Genomic DNA, 16,822 nt, shown 5'->3' with positions numbered 1-16,822 from the left:
TGTTTGCACGATCATTCAGCTGCAGTCTGCATAAAAAGAAATAAGAAATAAATAAGGCCCGCTCAGGAATGTTGAGCGGGCCTTTGGCGAACCATCATTCTGTAGAAACAGAAGGGTCAGCCTGTTCTTTGACAGGAACTACCTGGAAGAAGTGGTTTTCAACGTCTTCAAGCAATTTGGACAGCTGTTCAGATTCTTCGTGCTGCCCTTGTTCCGCGAGCATTTTTATATAATTGCCGAGAAGCTCTTGAACATCTTCCTGTCCTTTTGAGGACAAAGAAGAGACGGTGACCTTTGCCCCTTTTGCAATCCTGCGCTGGAGGGCTTCCTTCGTGAGCCCCAGTTCCGGCTGATGACGGAGGTATACAACCCCGCCGGTCATGCCTGCGCAAATCCATGGGCCAGGATCGCCAAGCACAAGGCCTCTGCCATTGGTCATGTATTCAAAAGCAAATCCTTTTATATTGGAATGTGTCCCGATGTTGCCATGTTCTTTGTCAGGAAGAGGCTTATTCAGCTGCCCGCCAATGATCATGTCTGCACCGGAGAGACGGATGCCTGCACGGGCATCAGCGTTCCCCTGGGCCACGAGGAGTCCTTTTTGTGCGCCGTATCCAAACCCTTTGCCGACTGATCCATTGTAGAAGCTGCCATTCTTTCCTTTTGATTTAAAAATCAGAATCTCTCCGCCGAATGAAGTCTTACCGATGCCATCCTGGGCGCCGCCGGCCACTTCAATATGGATGCCGGCGCTGTTGTAGGCTCCGAGCCCATTGCCTGGAATCGAGCCGCCCTTATATTTAAGGGAGACAGGCGGCAGGCTCTGATAGGATCCGTCCAGCCGGTTTCTGACACGGTGGCAGGAAACGCGGCTTCCCAGCACGCGCTGTTCTGAAGTAATGCTCTGGTATTCGCGTGATTGATGCAGCTCTTCTACGCTTGCATCAAGATATTCTGCCCCAACTGCCACCTGAAGCTGGTGGGCATCGAGGGAAGCAGCCGCTTCCTGATGGCTCAATTGGCCAATCTCCAGTGTGCGGAGGAGGTAGGTCAGATCCAGCTGTTCTTTTCCTTTTGCCTGCTCAAGGAGGTCAGAGCGCCCGACAGCGTCCTGAAGGTTCCTGATTCCAAGTCCCGCCGCCAGCGCCTTGAGCTCTGTCCCGAAGGCTGTATATAAGTTCATGATGCCCTGGACGGCCAAATCGAATTGACGCGGGACGAATCGGCGGAGGCCATGATCCTTTGCCTGCGCTTCTGTTTCAATCTGAGTTGCAATCCCGACATGGCATGTATCCAGATGGCAGCCGCGGCATGTGGTACAGCCGATCGCCAGCATGGAAAGTGTCCCGAATCCGATCCTGTTTGCCCCGAGGAGCATAACCTTAAGCACATCAGATGCACTCTTGATGCCGCCGTCAGCCCAGATTTCCACACTGTCGCGCAGTCCTGCTTCAAGCAGGGCGTTATGGGCGGCCTTAACACCGATTTCAACTGGAAGCCCGACATGCTGGAGCGCATGGATCCTGGCGGCGCCGGTACCCCCGTCAAAACCGCTCAGGGTGATGATATCCGCCCCAGCTTTTGCGATTCCAACCGAGATCGTCCCGATATTAGGAACGACGGGAACTTTTACAGCGACTTTGGCTTTATCATTGGCCGTCTTAAGCTCGTGTATCATCTGGGCCAGGTCCTCAATTGAATAGATATCATGATTGTTGGAAGGCGAGATTAAATCTGAGCCGATGGTGGCATTTCTCGCCTCGGCAATCTTCGCTGTCACTTTTGAGCCAGGAAGATGTCCGCCTTCACCCGGCTTCGCACCCTGGCCGATTTTGATTTCAAGCAGGTTTGATGAGTTCAGCAGCTCTGCGTTCACCCCAAACCGGCCGGAAGCAACCTGCTGTCCGCGGGTATTCGGGTATTTGCCCAGCATATCCTTGATTTCCCCGCCTTCACCGTTCATGCTGACCATATTCAGGCGGTCTGCACCTTCTGCATAAGCCCTGAAGGCAATCTCATTTTGTGAGCCGAATGACATTGAAGCAATGACGAAAGGAAGATCATGCGTGCCGACATTCAGGCTCACCTCTGAAGGCGATACAGGGGAGGATGCCGGCTTGAAGCCAGTCAGATGGCGGATCGTTGTCGGATTCTGCTCCTCCTGTTCTGAAATCTTTTCCCCGTACGCTGTATAGTCGCCGGTTTTGGCAACTTCGCCGATGGCTTTCCAGATGCGCGGGAAAAGGTGGAAGGTTTTTCCGATTCTTTCTTTTTCATTCTGGTAATCTTCTGCTCTCTGGATAGCATCTTCCTTCATGCTTTCAAAATTGCAGGCAAGCTCTCCTGAACCGAAGAAGTTTACGATATTCAGTATTTCCGCTGTTTCCTCATGCAGTCCGATGCTTGAGAATAGCCGCCCATAGCCTCTGAGCTCGTGAATCCCGATCGTAGAAATAACCTTTTCGAGGCCTTTTGTCAGCGCTGTGTACAGGTTTACAAGCGGCGTTGCCGATTCATCCAGCACAGTCATGAACATATAGTACGGGGAAATCAGATCTGCACCAAGTCCATAGCTGGTGATGATATCATGCAGAGACCGGATGGAAGCTGAACGGAGCAGGATGGAACAGTCCCTGCGGACCGCTTCCTTAACGAGCGCCTGATCGATCGCTGATACGGCCAAATGGGGATCGAGCCACAGATTCCCGTTCTGATGTGCCTGTGAATCATCCAGTATGAGGAGGGACTTTCCGCTCCTTACAGCAGCCACGGCATCTTCCGCCAGACGGCCAAGGGCCTCCCGGATGCCTTCATCTTCACTGAACACAATCGGGATGTAGGCAGTCAGCTTTTGCTCCTGGTAATAGTCTGTCACCTGGTCGTAGCTTGGCTGCTGGATAATGCCCGAACATTCGAATCCTGCTTTTCCTTCAATTAAAAGAGGAGTCTGAAGTTCAGTGACCCCTGAGACTTCCTTATCAGAATGAAAGAGGGCAGGGCGCTTCCCGATAATGGTCCTGGTGGAAAAATGTTCTGTCTCACGGTCGCGGTCAATGGCCGGATTGGTCACGACGGCCACGCTTTCTTTTATATAGTCGGCGATGTTTTTCCGCTCAGGATTTAAAGCTGCCAAAGGTGCATCATGTCCTAAAGAGCGGATCGGCTCAATGCCTTTATCTGCCATCTGTTCAACAAGCTGGACCTGATCCCTTTCCCAGCCGAAGGCTTTGTATTGGCCGTTATGAATCTTGCTTGGATAATTCATTGAAATGGTTTTGGACAGCCTTGGCGTTTCAAGCCGCTTCCTGCTGCCATCCAGATGCACCCGCTTTGAGAATCTTTTGTATACCTGTTCCTGGTATGCATGCTGCTCAAATACCTCAAGAACATCTCCGTTCCATTTCAGGCCGACCTTTTCTCCCGGAGCCAGCGGCTTAGGCTCGTTTACATATTCGCTTGAAGGAATAATCCCCGGTTCGGAAGAGAATAAATAAGAACTTTCTGTTTCAAGCATCCAGAGCGGGCGCAGCCCAAGTGCATCCACGCTGAATACTGCCTCGTCCGCAAAGCGGGAGATGATCCCAGCAGGACCTTGGGCAAAATGGCCCCAGCCTTCCCGGATGTAGGTGTACAGATCCTGGAGATGGTCCGGATAAGACTTGATTTCGTTTACAATTGGCGGGAACATAACATCCATTGCTTCAAAAAGTGAATAATTTTCACGGCAAATAAACGTCTCCAGTGTTCTGCTCAAGTCCTGTGAATCGCTGCCGTCCTTCACGAGCGGGACGCCTGCAAGCTTTGCTTCATCCCTGAGCTTGGCAATCGTGTTGATTTCGCCGTTATGCCCAAGCACACTGAAAGGCTGGACACGGAAAAAGCTGGACAGCGTATTGGTCGAATATCTGTTATGGCCAAGCGTCATTGTCGATGCAGCAAGCGGGTTCGCAAGGTCATGATAATATTTCGGCAGGATATCCCCAGCGCCCATTACTTTATAGACGGCATGGTGCTGGCTTAAGGAGGCGACATGGACATGCTCATCTTCTTCAAAATTAATAATAAGGTTAAATAATTTTTCAGTAAGAGGCTGGCCCTCCAAATCTGATAAAATGGCAAACTGCCAGAATATAGGGTTTTCCTGGATGGCAATCGGCCCAAGAGCTGAGGAATCTGTCACTTCGTCCGATTCAAATAGGATTTCAAAGCCTGCAATTTCTAATTTTTCTGTAAGGCTTGACTTGATGCTTGAGCTTTTTTCATTTCTTGACATGAAAACATGGCCGACAGCAAATCCTTCGCGGGATGCTGCCTCAGGATCGGCACCGGCATCAGAAAGCTTCTGCTTCCATAGCTCGCGCGGGATATCGATATGAATCCCGACGCCGTCACCTTCTCCATTAATAAAACCCGCGCGGTGATTCATCGTGACAAGAGCATCGATGCAGCTGAAGATATTCTCCCTTGTAGGGATTTTATTCTTTTCCATTGCGGCTACAATCCCGCAGGCATCATGCTCCTGGCGGTTAAATTCAGTGAATAGGGATGGGCTCCAAGTTTGTGTCATAAATACGGCTTCAGCAAATTGCCAAGCCGGTTCACCTCCTATAAGATTTATTCTGTATACAAAATGAAATTTTGTAAGGTTCATTGTTTCGAGGAAACATATAAGGGGAAAATAAGACAGGGTGGGTCTTTTCATTTTTCAAGAAATTATAAGATACAAAAGTGAGTTTTTCGAAAATTAGTATTTCAATCATATCATAAGAATTTTCAGAAATCAATTAATTATACAAAACTCTGGATGGCGAATGGGCAGTGGAATATGAGTATTTTGATTAAACATCTTGTTTTGTAAACGTTTTCAATATGAACTATATTAAAAAAGGAGCCGCTTAAGGCTCCTTTTATGCATAAAAAACTGTATAATTATTCTCCGCTCATTATGCTGAATGCATGGTTGACGGCATGGAGAGTCGCGTGTATATCTTCTTCGGTGTGGGCAATGGTTACAAACCAGGCCTCATACTTGGAAGGCGCCAGGTTGATCCCCTGTTCAAGCATCAGCTTGAAAAAACGCGCAAAAGTCTCGCCATCTGTGTTTTCTGCCTGCTCATAATTTTCTACTTTTTCTTCCGTAAAGTAGATGGTCAGCGCACCTTTCAGACGATTGATGGTGATCTGGACCCCATGCTCAGCCGCTGCTGCCAGTATGCCTTCTTCAAGCATTTGGCCAAGCCTGTCAAGATATTCATAGACTCCATCCTGTTTGAGGACTTCAAGGCAGGCGATTCCCGAAAGAATGGAAGCCGGGTTTCCTGCCATTGTCCCTGCCTGATAAGCTGGGCCTAATGGAGCCACCTTTTCCATGATTTCCAGTTTGCCGCCGTAAGCGCCGATCGGAAGCCCGCCGCCAATGATTTTGCCCATCGCTGTCAGGTCAGGCTGAACGCCAAGCATATCCTGGGCACCGCCATACATAAATCGGAAGGCTGTTATGACTTCATCATATATGACGAGGGAGCCTGCTGCATGGGCGATTTCGTTGATTTGCTCCAGGAAGCCTTCCTTTGGTTCAACTATGCCGAAATTTCCTACAATTGGTTCAACCAGCACGGCTGCAATCTCGTCTCCCCATTTTTCCATCGCTTCTTTAAATGGTTCGATATCATTGAATGGGACCGTGATCACTTCCTGGGCGATGCTTTTCGGCACGCCGGCAGAATCCGGCGTTCCAAGTGTGGACGGCCCCGAGCCTGCAGCTACAAGGACAAGGTCGGAATGGCCATGGTAGCATCCGGCAAATTTAATGATTTTGTCTTTTCCTGTGTACGCCCTTGCCACACGGATCGTGGTCATGACGGCCTCAGTGCCTGAATTGACGAAGCGGACCTTTTCCATGCCCGGCATCGCTTCCTTCAGCATCTTGGCGAATTTTACTTCGTGCGGGGTAGGTGTTCCGTACAGGACCCCTGTTTCGGCTGCTCTTTTGATCGCTTCTGTAATGTGAGGATGTGCATGGCCGGTGATGATGGGGCCATATGCAGCCAGATAATCGATATATTGATTTCCGTCGACGTCCCAGAAGTAAGCTCCCTGCGCGCGCTCCATCACAACAGGAGCTCCGCCGCCGACTGCTTTATAAGAGCGGGAAGGGCTGTTAACTCCGCCCACAATATGTTTCAGTGCTTCTTCATGTATGCGTTCTGAATTTGAGAAATTCATTTTCTTCCTCCTTAAGGCGTAATTCCTCCTTTATATTACCGCAGTTTAAGGGGCAGTAATAGCCCCGCGCTCATAGTAAGAAAGTTAGGAAAAAGGAAGGAAAGCGGGACTAAACTGCCCGTAAAGCCCGGCTGGTTCAACTAACCCCTTGGGAGGGGCGTCCAAGGGGAAGTTTCCCAATGCCGCAGTTTAACGGGCAGTAATAGCCCCGCGCTCATAGTAAGAAAGTTAGGAAAAAGGAAGGAGAGCGGGACTAAACTGCCCGTAAAGCCCGGCTGGTTCAACTAACCCCTTGGGAAGGCGTCCAAGGGGAAGTAACCCAATGCCGCAGTTTAACGGGCAGTAATAGCCCCGCGCTCATAGTAAGAAAGTTAGGAAAAAGGAAGGAGAGCGGGGACTAAACTTCCCGTAAGCCCCCCTGGTGAAGATAACCCTCCTGGAAAGACGCCAAATGGGAATCAGCCTGGAAAGATGCGTGCAGGCTATTTGTATAAAAGATCTCCTTTGGCTAAAATGATTCTTTAGGGTGCCGGCTTTGAGAGAGGACTGGATGCCTTGATTGTTTTGAAATATATGCCCTTGTAAAAAAGGGATTGAATTGGAGGAAAACATGAAGGATGCCATCATTGTAAATGGCCTGCGCAAGGAGTTTAAGGCCTATTCAAGCAGGGCCGGCCTTAAAGGGGCCTTCCGTGATCTGTTTACGCGAAATTATAAGATTGTCCCTGCTGTCAACGATATCAGCTTTCAAGTAAGGCAGGGGGAAATGGTTGGCTACATAGGAGAAAACGGAGCGGGAAAGTCGACGACCATCAAGATGCTGACCGGCATCCTGGAGCCGACTTCCGGTGAGGTGACTGTCAACGGGATGAATCCGCACAGGGACCGGGAGAGATTTGTCCAGACGATCGGGGTTGTGTTCGGGCAGAGATCCCAGCTGTGGTGGGATATTGCCGTTCAGGAATCGTTCCGGCTTTTAAAAAAGGTTTATAAAGTATCTGATGAGGATTATGCCAGCCATATGGACCATGTTATCAGGACACTTGATATCGGGCCTCTCCTGGATAAGCCGGTGCGCAAGCTTTCGCTTGGACAGAGAATGCGCTGCGAGCTGGCGGCGGCCCTGATCCATAATCCGCCGCTGTTATTTCTCGACGAGCCGACGATCGGTCTCGATGTCCTGGTTAAGCTGAAAATCCGTGAGTTTTTAAAAGAAATCAACCAGAAATACAATACGACGATTCTTTTGACCACCCATGACCTTTCTGACATTGAAGCGCTTTGCGAGCGGGTTGTCATGCTTGATGAAGGCCGCATCATATACGACGGTGCTTTGCAGAGCCTGAAGGAAACCTGGGCTGAAGGAAAGGAAATACGGTTTGAATTTCTTGAGCAGGCAGAATTGGGAGCCTTGGAAGAGCTTACGGCCGATCTCCCCGTTGAATGGCAGAGAAATGGAGAGGACGAAGCATTTACTGCCTTTGCGGAGGATAAAGAGGAAGTCATTTCTGCGCTGATTGCAAGGGCAGTCTCGGCCTACAAGGTCAGGGATATTAAAATCATGGAGACATCAACCGAAGAAATCATCCGCAATATATATGATAAAGGCATGGCATAAGGAGGCAGCAATGGATAAGTATGCAGAAATGATCCGGATCCGTTTTTTAATGATGCTCGCCTACCGGACGAATTATTATACAGGTATTCTGATATACAGCATTAATATCGGAGCTTATTATTTTTTATGGACTGCTATTTATGGAGGGAAAGAGAGCATTGAGGGCCTTTCCGTCCTGCAGATGACCACTTATGTAGCTGTTGCCTGGATGGCGAGGGCCTTTTATTTCAATAATATCGACCGGGAAATGGCTGCAGAAATAAAGGAAGGAAGGGTAGCGGTTGAGCTGATTAGGCCATACAATTATCTTGGGATGAAGACCATGCAGGGGCTGGGGGAAGGGATATTCCGTTTGTTCTTTTTCTCTGTTCCCGGGATGGTGATCGTGGCCCTTATCTTCCCGCTTGAATTTTCGGCAGACCCTGCTACCTGGCTGCTGTTTTCAGTATCCATTCTGCTCAGTTTCTTGATCAATACCCAATTAAATCTGCTGACAGGGATTACGACATTTTTCTTATATAATAATACAGGCTTAATCAGGGCCAAGCGAGTTGTGATCGATCTGTTTTCCGGGCTGCTGATCCCTCTTTCCTTTTTCCCTGTCTGGGCGCAGGATATCTTGAAATTCCTTCCCTTCCAGGGCATCAGCTATATTCCAAGCATGATTTTCACCAATGGCTTCACACATGGGGAAGCTATCAATGGTCTGCTTCTTCAGGGAGTATGGGTGCTGATCCTCATCATTCCGATACAGGCACTTTGGACCGCGGCGAAAAAGCAGATGGTCATTCAAGGAGGGTAACAGCTTGTTTTATATTTCGATTTTTTTCCAATATGTGTCTCAGTATATGAAAACAAGGCTGGAGTATCGGGCAGATTTGGCAGTTGAGGTTGTATCCGATTTGCTGTTTCAGGCAGTCAATTTGATCTTTATTCTGGTTGTCTTTGGCCATACCAGCTATTTGAGCGGCTGGAACAGGGATGAAATTATCTTTATCTATGGATTCTTTCTTGTTCCATATGCCCTGTTTTCTTCCTTTTTCAATATTTGGGATTTCAATGAACGTTATATCGTAAAAGGGGAGTTTGACAGGATTTTGACCAGGCCTGTCCATAGCCTGTTCCAGATCGTTCTGGAAAGAATGGAGCTGGAATCGCTGTTTGGAGCTGTAACTGGACTGGTCATTATGTTTTATGCGGGTGAACAGCTTGGACTCAGCATAAGCTGGTATGACCCGTTCTTGTTTATTCTGCTTGTGCTAGGCGGCGTTATGGTTTACGCCGGGATCTTTGTCCTGATTGCATGCATCAGCTTTTGGGCGGACGCAAGAACTTCCATCATGCCGATGATGTACAATATCGGGAATTATGGAAGGTATCCGGTGGACATATACAATGGCGCCATCCGCTTTGTGCTTACCTGGATTCTCCCGTTCGCATTTGTCGGTGTCTATCCGGCGGCCTATTTTCTTGGGAAACATGAATGGCTGGTCTATTCTTTCCTGACGCCAGTCATCGGTCTGGTATTCTTCTGCCTGTCCATCATCGTCTGGAATCAGGGCGTGAAGAAATACCGCGGTGCGGGAAACTAGAATGGCAAAAACATACCCTCTTAAATTAGGTAGTTCCGATAATGTGGAGATCACTTTAAAAAACAGTTTAATCAGCATAATAAATCTCATTAGTTTTGGACGGAAAATGACAAGTAAATTAATACAAAAAAAACGCTTGGATCTCCAAGCGTTTTTTTGTTATATATCTTATCTATATCTTTCATTTCCGGCTAAAATAAGGACCGAGCCAACCTGTTTCGTGTGTTAGTATAAAAGTCCAACGAAATTGTTTATCCACAATATACATATCTGTGCCGATCTCATCAATTAAGTCCTCGGTATGAAGCGTTGAAGCATTTTCAAGCAGCAATGCGAAATCAGAATGTTGGAAGAAGACATAGATTTTATTTTTCCTTGCACTGTTGAAAGCCTTTTTAGCATTTTCACCTTCAAGACAATCCTTCTTTTTATAACTGAAAAGGTGCCACAGATAGCCGCCAAAACCCCCCTCATCTAATAAATGGATAGCTTTTTTTTCCTTCTCATTTAGATGACTGGCGAAATTATTTTCCCATTCTTTTCGTAAGTACGGTCCCCATTTCGGTATTTCTAGTATCTTAATATTTTTCTGTCTAAACCTGTCTACTATATCCATTTAACACCTCTAAATATCTTCTGGCCAAATTCAGTTAGAAAGGCAATTATCTTAGGTATCAGCATCTTAATTTCAAGAGGGACAGAAACCATTGTCACTCTGTTAGTCAGCCCGATGGGAATCTTTATCTTTCAGATAATTTTGATAAGCTTCCGTTACTTTGTCCGGCTGCCTGGGAAGTGTTTTATTAATTTTATTAAGCATATAAAACGCTCTGAACAAAGTGCCGGCAATGATCCCGAAAGCGATAATGCCTGCAAATAATGGGTTCAGCATCAGTAAAAGGCATCCTAAAATTGCAGCTAGCAATATAGACAGCAACAGATACATAAATAACTCCTTTCACTTTTAAAGTGCATATTCATAATTTTACCAGGATGATTCTGGAACTGCACTTAAATAGACAAGCCGGCATACAGGCCCTGTTTAAAGCGTATAAATCTAGGGAGTATAAAGGAGAAGAGGGTCTGATTTGGTCTTTTATCTTTCGCTGATATTGATTGCCTTCTGTGTATTGATGAGTCTGCGGACACTGTTTATCCCCCATAAGATCCGCGGGAAAAGAGTTTCGTTTGAAAATTTTCTGTATCTGGCTTTTATATATATGACGGTCATGATTGGCTTTGGGCTTATTTACGTTTTAATAGAGCAGAACGGTACCCAGGTTCTCCGGGAAAGCGCGGAAGCGGAAGGAGGGACATTTTTTCAAAGGCTGGAGACAGGCTTCTACTTCAGTGCTGTTACCCTTTTTTCAGTAGGTTATGGCGATATTTCCCCTGTAGGGATCGGCAGGATGATCGCCGTCCTTGAGGCATTGATCGGCTACACAATTCCTGCAGCATTTGTAGCGAGGGCCGTATTCGACAGAGAGCCCTGACAGCATCCCGAATTTGTGTTTGCGTCAGATTTTGGATAGGCTTATGTTATATCATCGATGGAGGGATTAATATGCAGATTGAACTTGGAAAACAGGCTCCGGAGTTTGAACTGCCTGGGGCAGATGAAAAGCCGGTAAGGCTGTCGGATTTCCGGGGCAAAAATGTGGTTCTGTATTTCTACCCGAAGGATATGACGCCAGGGTGCACGACAGAAGCATGCGATTTCAGGGACAAGCATGAGGAGTTCCAGGGAGCGGATGCTGTGATCATCGGTATAAGCCCTGACCCAGCGGGCAGGCATGGAAAATTTATTGAAAAATATGGACTGCCATTCATGCTGCTGTCAGATGAAGAGCATAAAGCTGCCGAAGCGTATGATGTCTGGAAGCTGAAAAAGAATTTTGGCAAAGAGTATATGGGGATTGAAAGATCCACCTTCATCATTGATAAAGAAGGGAATTTGGTGAAGGAATGGAGGAAGGTCAAAGTGAAGGGCCATGTCGAAGAAGCGCTTGCTTTTGTACAAGAGCAGCTTTCATGAATGATGGGATTGGATACTACTTGTATCCAATCTTTTTTTTTTTATTTTAAGTGTAGTGATTTGCCCAGCCCATTCGTCTAATATACTAAGGGTTAAATTTTCCAAAAATGGATATTAGGTGATAAGTGATGGGCAAATGTATTTATATCCTGCTGACAGATACAGGAACTATATTTTCAAGACTGATTAAGTGTTATACAAGAGCTCCATATAATCATTCCTCCATTGCACTGGACAGGCAGTTCAATCAATTATTCAGCTTCGGAAGGCGCAGCTATATGAACCCTTTTTCAGCTGGGTTCATTAGGGAACGGGTTGATCGAGGCGTGTTCAAGCATAAGCGAAATACAAGATGTGCGGTCTACTGCCTGCAGGTTTCAGATTCACAGTATAAAGAAATCCGGAAAATGATCCTGCAATTCGAGGAAGATCCGCTGAAGTATAAATATAATCTCCTCGGGTGCATCGGCATTATCTTTGGGATAAAATTTCAAAGGGCCCATGCATTCACCTGCTCGCAATTTGTGTCCACCATTCTTACAAAAAGCGGGATACATACATTCGATAAATGCTGTGAAATGATCAGGCCTGATGATATTGCCAGCATTCCCCAACTGTCTTTGGTATACGAGGGGCATCTCCATCATTATTGGGAGAGCTCGCAAGTGGCGGACCCTCTATATAAAAGGGCAGCTGTCTGGCCCAATTTAACATAACAAAGGCTGATGTCCATTCATTTAAACAAGTTTTGAATATCATTTTATTAGGGCATACCTCCTCAGATACTTTGAAGCAGATCCTTACAGGGTCTGTTCTTTTTTTTGAAGAACAGGGAGCACCCGATGGAGAAGTTTTGGTATCAGTAGAAGCGGGTATGATCGATTGAAAAATGTAAAAACATCCTTCGGGTGATATGATGAAGAAAACGAAGGAGGGAACGGGTTTGAAAATAGTGTCTTCCCTGCAGCCGGAAAAGGAACTGCAGGATAAAGCCGAGAATGCTTTCCCGGATGCGGATTTTGAATTTTATGAGAGTATGGAGCAGGCTGAGGGGGCTTTATCCCAGGCTGAAATCTTCATTACTTATGGGGAGGATCTGACAGCTGCGCATATTGAGAGTGCAAAAAAGCTGAAATGGATCATGGTAATGTCCGCGGGGCTGGAATTGATGCCGCTCAAGGAATGTAAAGAAAGAGGTATTCTTATTACTAATGCAAGAGGGGTTCACAGCATTCCGATGGCAGAGTTTGCACTTGGAATGATGTTGATGCACGAAAAAAAGGCGAAGAAGCTTATTGTAAATGAAGAGAATGAAGTCTGGGACCGGAATATCCAGATGGGCGAGCTGCATGGAAAAACCATGCTGATCCTTGGGACCGGCGCTATTGGCAGTGAAATAGCCCGGCTGGGTAAAGCGTTTGGATTGAAAACCTGGGGCATAAACCGCAGCGGTTCTCCTGTGCCTTATATTGACAGCCTTTTCTGCCTTGAAGAGTTGGATATACTATTACCGGAGGCTGATTTCCTCATCTCAGTGCTTCCGAGTACAGGAGAAACAAGGCATCTGCTCGGGATGGAGCACTTCCGCAGGATGAAAAGCAGCTCAGTCTTCATCAACCTGGGCAGGGGGGATGTTGCCGGGGAAGAGATATTGCTGGATGCGATGCAGAAGAGGGAAATTTCACATGCCTATCTGGATGTTTTCGAAACAGAACCGCTGGAGAAAAAGCATCCTTTCTGGAAGATGGACAATATAACCGTCACTCCGCACTTATCAAGCAGATCAGCCATGTACCTCTCAAGGTCCTTTGAAATTTTTGCCCATAATCTTCATACATATATACAAAACGGGAATGACTTTGTGAATAAAATTGATCCTGGAAAGGGGTATTAAAATGAAGATCTATACTAAGACAGGAGATAAAGGAACAACCTCGCTCATATACGGAGATCGTGTATCAAAAGGGGACATGCGGGTAGAGGCTTATGGGACCTGCGATGAAGCAAACTCGATGATCGGCTTGGCACTTAGTTATCTAAAAGGTGAATTTTTCCAGGGTAAAAAAGAGCTTGAAGACACATACCATAAAATACAAACAGCCCTTTTCCATGTAGGTGCAGAGCTTGCGACTCCTCCCGGGAAAGAGGTCAAATGGAAGGTTTCTGAAGATGATATCAAAGTTATGGAGAGCAAAATTGATGAGTGGGACGCAGAACTCCCGCAGCTTGCCAATTTTATCCTGCCAGGGGGCAATCCTGCGGGAGCCGCTTTCCATTCTGCCCGGACGATTGTGCGGAGGGCTGAAAGGGAGGCCGTGCGGATTGAAGAGGCAAACCCATTGGTGCTTTCATACCTGAACAGATTGTCTGACCTGCTGTTTGTGACGGCCAGATATGTAAATCTTCAGCTGGGGGAAAACGAGAAGAATCTTCACGAAGAGGCTTGAAATCACTCTGGCATCATACTGTAATATTGACAAATAGCATAAAAAGTTAGTACACTATTTATAAAGATTACAAAGTAAGAATCTTTGTTGGAAAAGAGGTGCATGACGGTGGCTCAAACACAGTTAAAAGAAGCGCTGGATACCTTGAAGGATACAGGAGTGCGTATTACTCCGCAGCGTCATGCGATACTTGAATATTTAATAAGCTCCATGTCACACCCGACTGCAGATGATATTTATAAAGCATTAGAAGGAAAATTTCCTAATATGAGTGTGGCTACAGTTTACAATAATCTAAGAGTATTTCGTGAAGTTGGCCTGGTAAAGGAACTGACCTATGGGGATGCATCAAGCAGGTTTGACTTTATTACAACCCATCATTATCATGTGATTTGCGAAAACTGCGGTAAAATCGTGGATTTCCATTATCCTGGTTTAGATGAAGTTGAACATCTGGCTTCCCATGTAACAGGTTTTAAAATCAGCCATCACCGCATGGAGATTTACGGCACTTGCCCGGATTGTGCAAGCAAGGAAGCGCACTAATTCTGTAACGCCGATAGCCTGCTATCGGCTTTTTCTTTGTTTAGGAAGTTATAAATTGTATGTCTTGTGGATTATTTTTAATTCTTGTATCAACGTCCAGCTCCAGCGCCTGCCCCCTCGAGGTCACAAGACAAACCTCCCAAATAGACAAAGAACGCCTTTCTGGGAGGTTTGTCTTGAGGGCCCCAGGATGGGGTCATGCAGACTTTGCCACAGGACGTGGCGTTCTTAGTCTGCGTTCCTTAAGGGTGATCAAGGCGCTTGCGCTTTTGTACTTTGCCTTAGAGGAAATCAGCAGCTTCCAGATGCTTTGCGGATATATATAAAATAACCCAGCATCCCTGCTGGGCCTATTCTGAGCATATCTATTGCTCAGCTTTTTTCTGTTTTGAACCCTTTCTGTTGTAGCTCTCGTTGAACTCTTTCCCTTCGAGGGAAGGATCGAGTGTCAGCGGTTCATTGCAGTACATGCACATATCTACACGGCCAAGCATCTTTGTATATTTTCCGCAGTTTGGGCACTCGACTTGTACAGTTTTTGTTGAGAGCATGCCAATCCAGAAATAAACACCGGTGCTGGCGATGATGCAGAGCATGCCTAACAGCATGAAAATAGTCATGACAATCGGTGAAGTCCTGAAGAATATTCCTATATACATAACAATAAAGCCGATGAATACCAGACTAAGCGCAAAGGTGCGGATTTTGTTAATCTTGCTCGAATATTTTGCCATTCTTTTTTGTCCCTCCCAAAGTATAACTATACCATATTTGCTTTTCTAAAGGATATCTGCAAAGCAGGAATAATGCTTCTGTCGAATAATGCTTGGTTACGGCAGGAATTCCAGGATGGCTGTAGAACCTATAAGCTATAAAAGAAAAGTGTGGTCCTTGCGCAAATGAGCGCAGACATAGTGCATAGTGTGCTGAGGCAATATCATAGCGCCTCCCGAGGATACGCTCAATCGCACTAAATTATTGAAGTTTAAATCAATGCATCCTTATCTAATATTAATGGAGGAATGATGATGGAAGACATTCTTCGCCCTATTTATCAGGAACGGGCAAGCCAGGCTAACACGCTTGGAGTGCTGATCATAGAAAAAAGAAATAAAGCGGTCCCTGTTACGGATACCTTTGATGCGGTCCTGCTGATCGTTGTCCAGGAGGCAGAGGTTCCGGTCTTTGTGAAGCACTATACTTATAATGATAAAAAAGCAGCGCTTCATATCGTAAAGGAAAGCCAGCTGAATGAGTGGATCCTCCACGGCTCCAACCGGAAGATTTTTGATTGGCTTTATAATGGAAGAATCCTTTTTGACCGAAATGAGTATATAAGCAGCTTGAAGGTTGAATTAAGGGAGTTTCCGTTCTATGGAAGAAAGCTGAAGATGGGCGTGGAGTTTGCGAAGCTAATAAGACGCTATATGGATGGAAAAGCATTTTTTGAAAATAATCATTATCTCGATGCCTATAACCATGTCGTTCATTCTCTCCACCATCTGGCGCGGCTTGCTGTCATTGAAAGCGGATTTCATCCTGAAGTGACTGTATGGCATCAGGTCAAACAGATCGAACCGGAAATCTTTAAGTTGTATGAAGAGCTTGTCATCAGTGAAGAGCCAATGGAAAAACGACTTGAGCTTCTTTTTCTGGCAAGTGAATTCCTGATCCATTCAAAAACAAAAATCGGGATTCAGCATCTGACTGATATAATGTCCGAAAAAGAAGACTGGTCCTTCAATGAAATGATCACCCATCCTGAACTAAGTGCTTATTCTGTTGATTTAAGTATGCTGCTTGAATATCTGATTGATAAACACCTAATTGAAGCAGCTGAAATCGTGACGAAAAGTCCTGGTTTGTATCACCGCCATTACCGGACGAAAAAATTATTTTAAAAAAACATTAAAAGGTATTGACCTTTTGTTTCTTACTTGGTATATTTATATCCGTCGCTGCTAGTTGTTCATTAAAAACACGGTGGCTGACGGATTTAAATAATATCCCGAAAAAATTATTTTTGAAAAGTGTTGACAGAATAAACAACACATGATAAGATAATAAAGTCGCTCAAGGCGGCAGGGTAAAAATGATTGTTCTTTGAAAACTGAACGAACAAAAACGTCAACGTTAATCTTATTTTTTATCAGAGCTAAATCTTACTCTTATATGGAGAGTTTGATCCTGGCTCAGGACGAACGCTGGCGGCGTGCCTAATACATGCAAGTTGAGCGGACGGATGGGAGCTTGCTCCCTGAAGTCAGCGGCGGACGGGTGAGTAACACGTGGGCAACCTGCCTGTAAGACTGGGATAACTTCGGGAAACCGGAGCTAATACCGGATAATGCATAACCTC

The 16,822-nt window shown here is 46.0% G+C and carries 15 protein-coding genes and 1 rRNA gene; 11 read left to right on the top strand and 5 right to left on the bottom strand.

Annotation, left to right across the window (positions count from 1 at the left end; translation table 11 throughout):
• Positions 1–94: 94 nt before the first annotated feature.
• Entirely contained in the window at positions 95–4,567 is a 4,473-nt protein-coding gene (locus tag ACQCVH_RS20200; protein ID WP_426837389.1) for a glutamate synthase-related protein, read from the bottom strand.
• 362 nt (positions 4,568–4,929) lie between these two features.
• Positions 4,930–6,225: a glutamate-1-semialdehyde 2,1-aminomutase gene (locus tag ACQCVH_RS20195; protein WP_426837388.1), complete on the bottom strand. Its 1,296-nt coding sequence runs from the start codon at positions 6,223–6,225 to the stop codon at positions 4,930–4,932.
• Positions 6,226–6,835: 610 nt separating this feature from the next.
• Between ACQCVH_RS20195 and ACQCVH_RS20190 the strand changes: the two genes are divergently transcribed.
• Genes ACQCVH_RS20190 through ACQCVH_RS20180 form a run of 3 tightly spaced genes read left to right on the top strand, consistent with a single transcriptional unit; the run spans position 6,836 to position 9,435 of the window.
• Positions 6,836–7,843, top strand: coding sequence for an ABC transporter ATP-binding protein (locus ACQCVH_RS20190; RefSeq protein WP_426837387.1), 1,008 nt, complete (start codon positions 6,836–6,838; stop codon positions 7,841–7,843).
• Between the two features lie 10 nt (positions 7,844–7,853).
• A complete protein-coding gene (locus ACQCVH_RS20185) occupies positions 7,854–8,645 on the top strand; it encodes an ABC transporter permease (RefSeq protein WP_426837386.1) in 792 nt (263 codons plus the stop codon).
• Positions 8,646–8,649: 4 nt separating this feature from the next.
• Entirely contained in the window at positions 8,650–9,435 is a 786-nt protein-coding gene (locus tag ACQCVH_RS20180) for an ABC transporter permease (RefSeq protein WP_094769927.1), read from the top strand.
• A gap of 181 nt (positions 9,436–9,616) precedes the next feature.
• On the opposite strand, the gene ACQCVH_RS20175 is transcribed toward ACQCVH_RS20180, so the two are convergent.
• Both ACQCVH_RS20175 and ACQCVH_RS20170 read right to left on the bottom strand, forming a co-directional pair.
• Positions 9,617–10,051, bottom strand: coding sequence for a DUF4275 family protein (locus ACQCVH_RS20175; protein WP_426837385.1), 435 nt, complete (start codon positions 10,049–10,051; stop codon positions 9,617–9,619).
• 102 nt (positions 10,052–10,153) lie between these two features.
• Positions 10,154–10,327 (bottom strand): hypothetical protein, encoded by a 174-nt coding sequence (locus ACQCVH_RS20170; RefSeq protein ID WP_426837384.1) that lies wholly within the window; start codon positions 10,325–10,327, stop codon positions 10,154–10,156.
• Between the two features lie 196 nt (positions 10,328–10,523).
• Here ACQCVH_RS20170 and ACQCVH_RS20165 point away from each other — a divergent pair, with 196 nt between their 5' ends.
• The 6 genes from ACQCVH_RS20165 to perR all read left to right on the top strand — a co-directional run bounded on the left by ACQCVH_RS20165 (position 10,524) and on the right by perR (position 14,463).
• A complete protein-coding gene (locus ACQCVH_RS20165; RefSeq protein WP_426837383.1) occupies positions 10,524–10,928 on the top strand; it encodes an ion channel in 405 nt (134 codons plus the stop codon).
• 71 nt (positions 10,929–10,999) lie between these two features.
• Complete coding sequence (gene bcp / locus ACQCVH_RS20160; RefSeq protein ID WP_426837382.1) at positions 11,000–11,470, top strand: thioredoxin-dependent thiol peroxidase; 471 nt, start codon at positions 11,000–11,002, stop codon at positions 11,468–11,470.
• Positions 11,471–11,598: 128 nt separating this feature from the next.
• On the top strand, positions 11,599–12,186 hold the full coding sequence (locus tag ACQCVH_RS20155; protein WP_426837381.1) for a hypothetical protein: 588 nt from the start codon (positions 11,599–11,601) through the stop codon (positions 12,184–12,186).
• A gap of 236 nt (positions 12,187–12,422) precedes the next feature.
• The gene (locus tag ACQCVH_RS20150) at positions 12,423–13,364 is read left to right on the top strand and encodes a D-2-hydroxyacid dehydrogenase (protein ID WP_426837537.1); all 942 of its coding nucleotides are present in this window, start codon (positions 12,423–12,425) and stop codon (positions 13,362–13,364) included.
• A 1-nt stretch (position 13,365) separates the two neighbouring features.
• Positions 13,366–13,917, top strand: a complete 552-nt coding sequence (locus ACQCVH_RS20145; RefSeq protein WP_426837380.1) for a cob(I)yrinic acid a,c-diamide adenosyltransferase — start codon at positions 13,366–13,368, stop codon at positions 13,915–13,917.
• Between the two features lie 108 nt (positions 13,918–14,025).
• Positions 14,026–14,463, top strand: coding sequence for a peroxide-responsive transcriptional repressor PerR (perR, locus tag ACQCVH_RS20140; RefSeq protein ID WP_022543515.1), 438 nt, complete (start codon positions 14,026–14,028; stop codon positions 14,461–14,463).
• 365 nt (positions 14,464–14,828) lie between these two features.
• Here the strand turns inward: perR and ACQCVH_RS20135 are convergent, their stop codons facing one another.
• Complete coding sequence (locus ACQCVH_RS20135; protein WP_009795226.1) at positions 14,829–15,197, bottom strand: YgzB family protein; 369 nt, start codon at positions 15,195–15,197, stop codon at positions 14,829–14,831.
• A 294-nt stretch (positions 15,198–15,491) separates the two neighbouring features.
• Between ACQCVH_RS20135 and ACQCVH_RS20130 the strand changes: the two genes are divergently transcribed.
• Together ACQCVH_RS20130 and ACQCVH_RS20125 are read left to right on the top strand one after the other, a co-directional pair.
• Entirely contained in the window at positions 15,492–16,364 is an 873-nt protein-coding gene (locus tag ACQCVH_RS20130; RefSeq protein ID WP_426837379.1) for a nucleotidyltransferase-like protein, read from the top strand.
• Between the two features lie 268 nt (positions 16,365–16,632).
• Positions 16,633–16,822: ribosomal RNA gene (locus ACQCVH_RS20125) — 16S ribosomal RNA — on the top strand; the annotation flags it as partial.

This window comes from Bacillus infantis (genome assembly GCF_050107595.1).
GTDB classification, from domain to species: domain Bacteria; phylum Bacillota; class Bacilli; order Bacillales; family Cytobacillaceae; genus Bacillus_AB; species Bacillus_AB infantis_C.
This window is presented reverse-complemented; position numbering and strand designations above follow the sequence as displayed.

Bases quoted from the DNA above. Each gene is read 5' to 3' on its own strand.
- ACQCVH_RS20200 (WP_426837389.1), bottom strand. From the start codon at position 4,567: ATGACACAAACTTGGAGCCCATCCCTATTCACTGAATTTAACCGCCAG.
- ACQCVH_RS20195 (WP_426837388.1), bottom strand. From the start codon at position 6,225: ATGAATTTCTCAAATTCAGAACGCATACATGAAGAAGCACTGAAACAT.
- ACQCVH_RS20190 (WP_426837387.1), top strand. From the start codon at position 6,836: ATGAAGGATGCCATCATTGTAAATGGCCTGCGCAAGGAGTTTAAGGCC.
- ACQCVH_RS20185 (WP_426837386.1), top strand. From the start codon at position 7,854: ATGGATAAGTATGCAGAAATGATCCGGATCCGTTTTTTAATGATGCTC.
- ACQCVH_RS20175 (WP_426837385.1), bottom strand. From the start codon at position 10,051: ATGGATATAGTAGACAGGTTTAGACAGAAAAATATTAAGATACTAGAA.
- ACQCVH_RS20170 (WP_426837384.1), bottom strand. From the start codon at position 10,327: ATGCTGAACCCATTATTTGCAGGCATTATCGCTTTCGGGATCATTGCC.
- bcp (WP_426837382.1), top strand. From the start codon at position 11,000: ATGCAGATTGAACTTGGAAAACAGGCTCCGGAGTTTGAACTGCCTGGG.
- ACQCVH_RS20155 (WP_426837381.1), top strand. From the start codon at position 11,599: ATGGGCAAATGTATTTATATCCTGCTGACAGATACAGGAACTATATTT.
- ACQCVH_RS20145 (WP_426837380.1), top strand. From the start codon at position 13,366: ATGAAGATCTATACTAAGACAGGAGATAAAGGAACAACCTCGCTCATA.
- ACQCVH_RS20135 (WP_009795226.1), bottom strand. From the start codon at position 15,197: ATGGCAAAATATTCGAGCAAGATTAACAAAATCCGCACCTTTGCGCTT.
- ACQCVH_RS20130 (WP_426837379.1), top strand. From the start codon at position 15,492: ATGGAAGACATTCTTCGCCCTATTTATCAGGAACGGGCAAGCCAGGCT.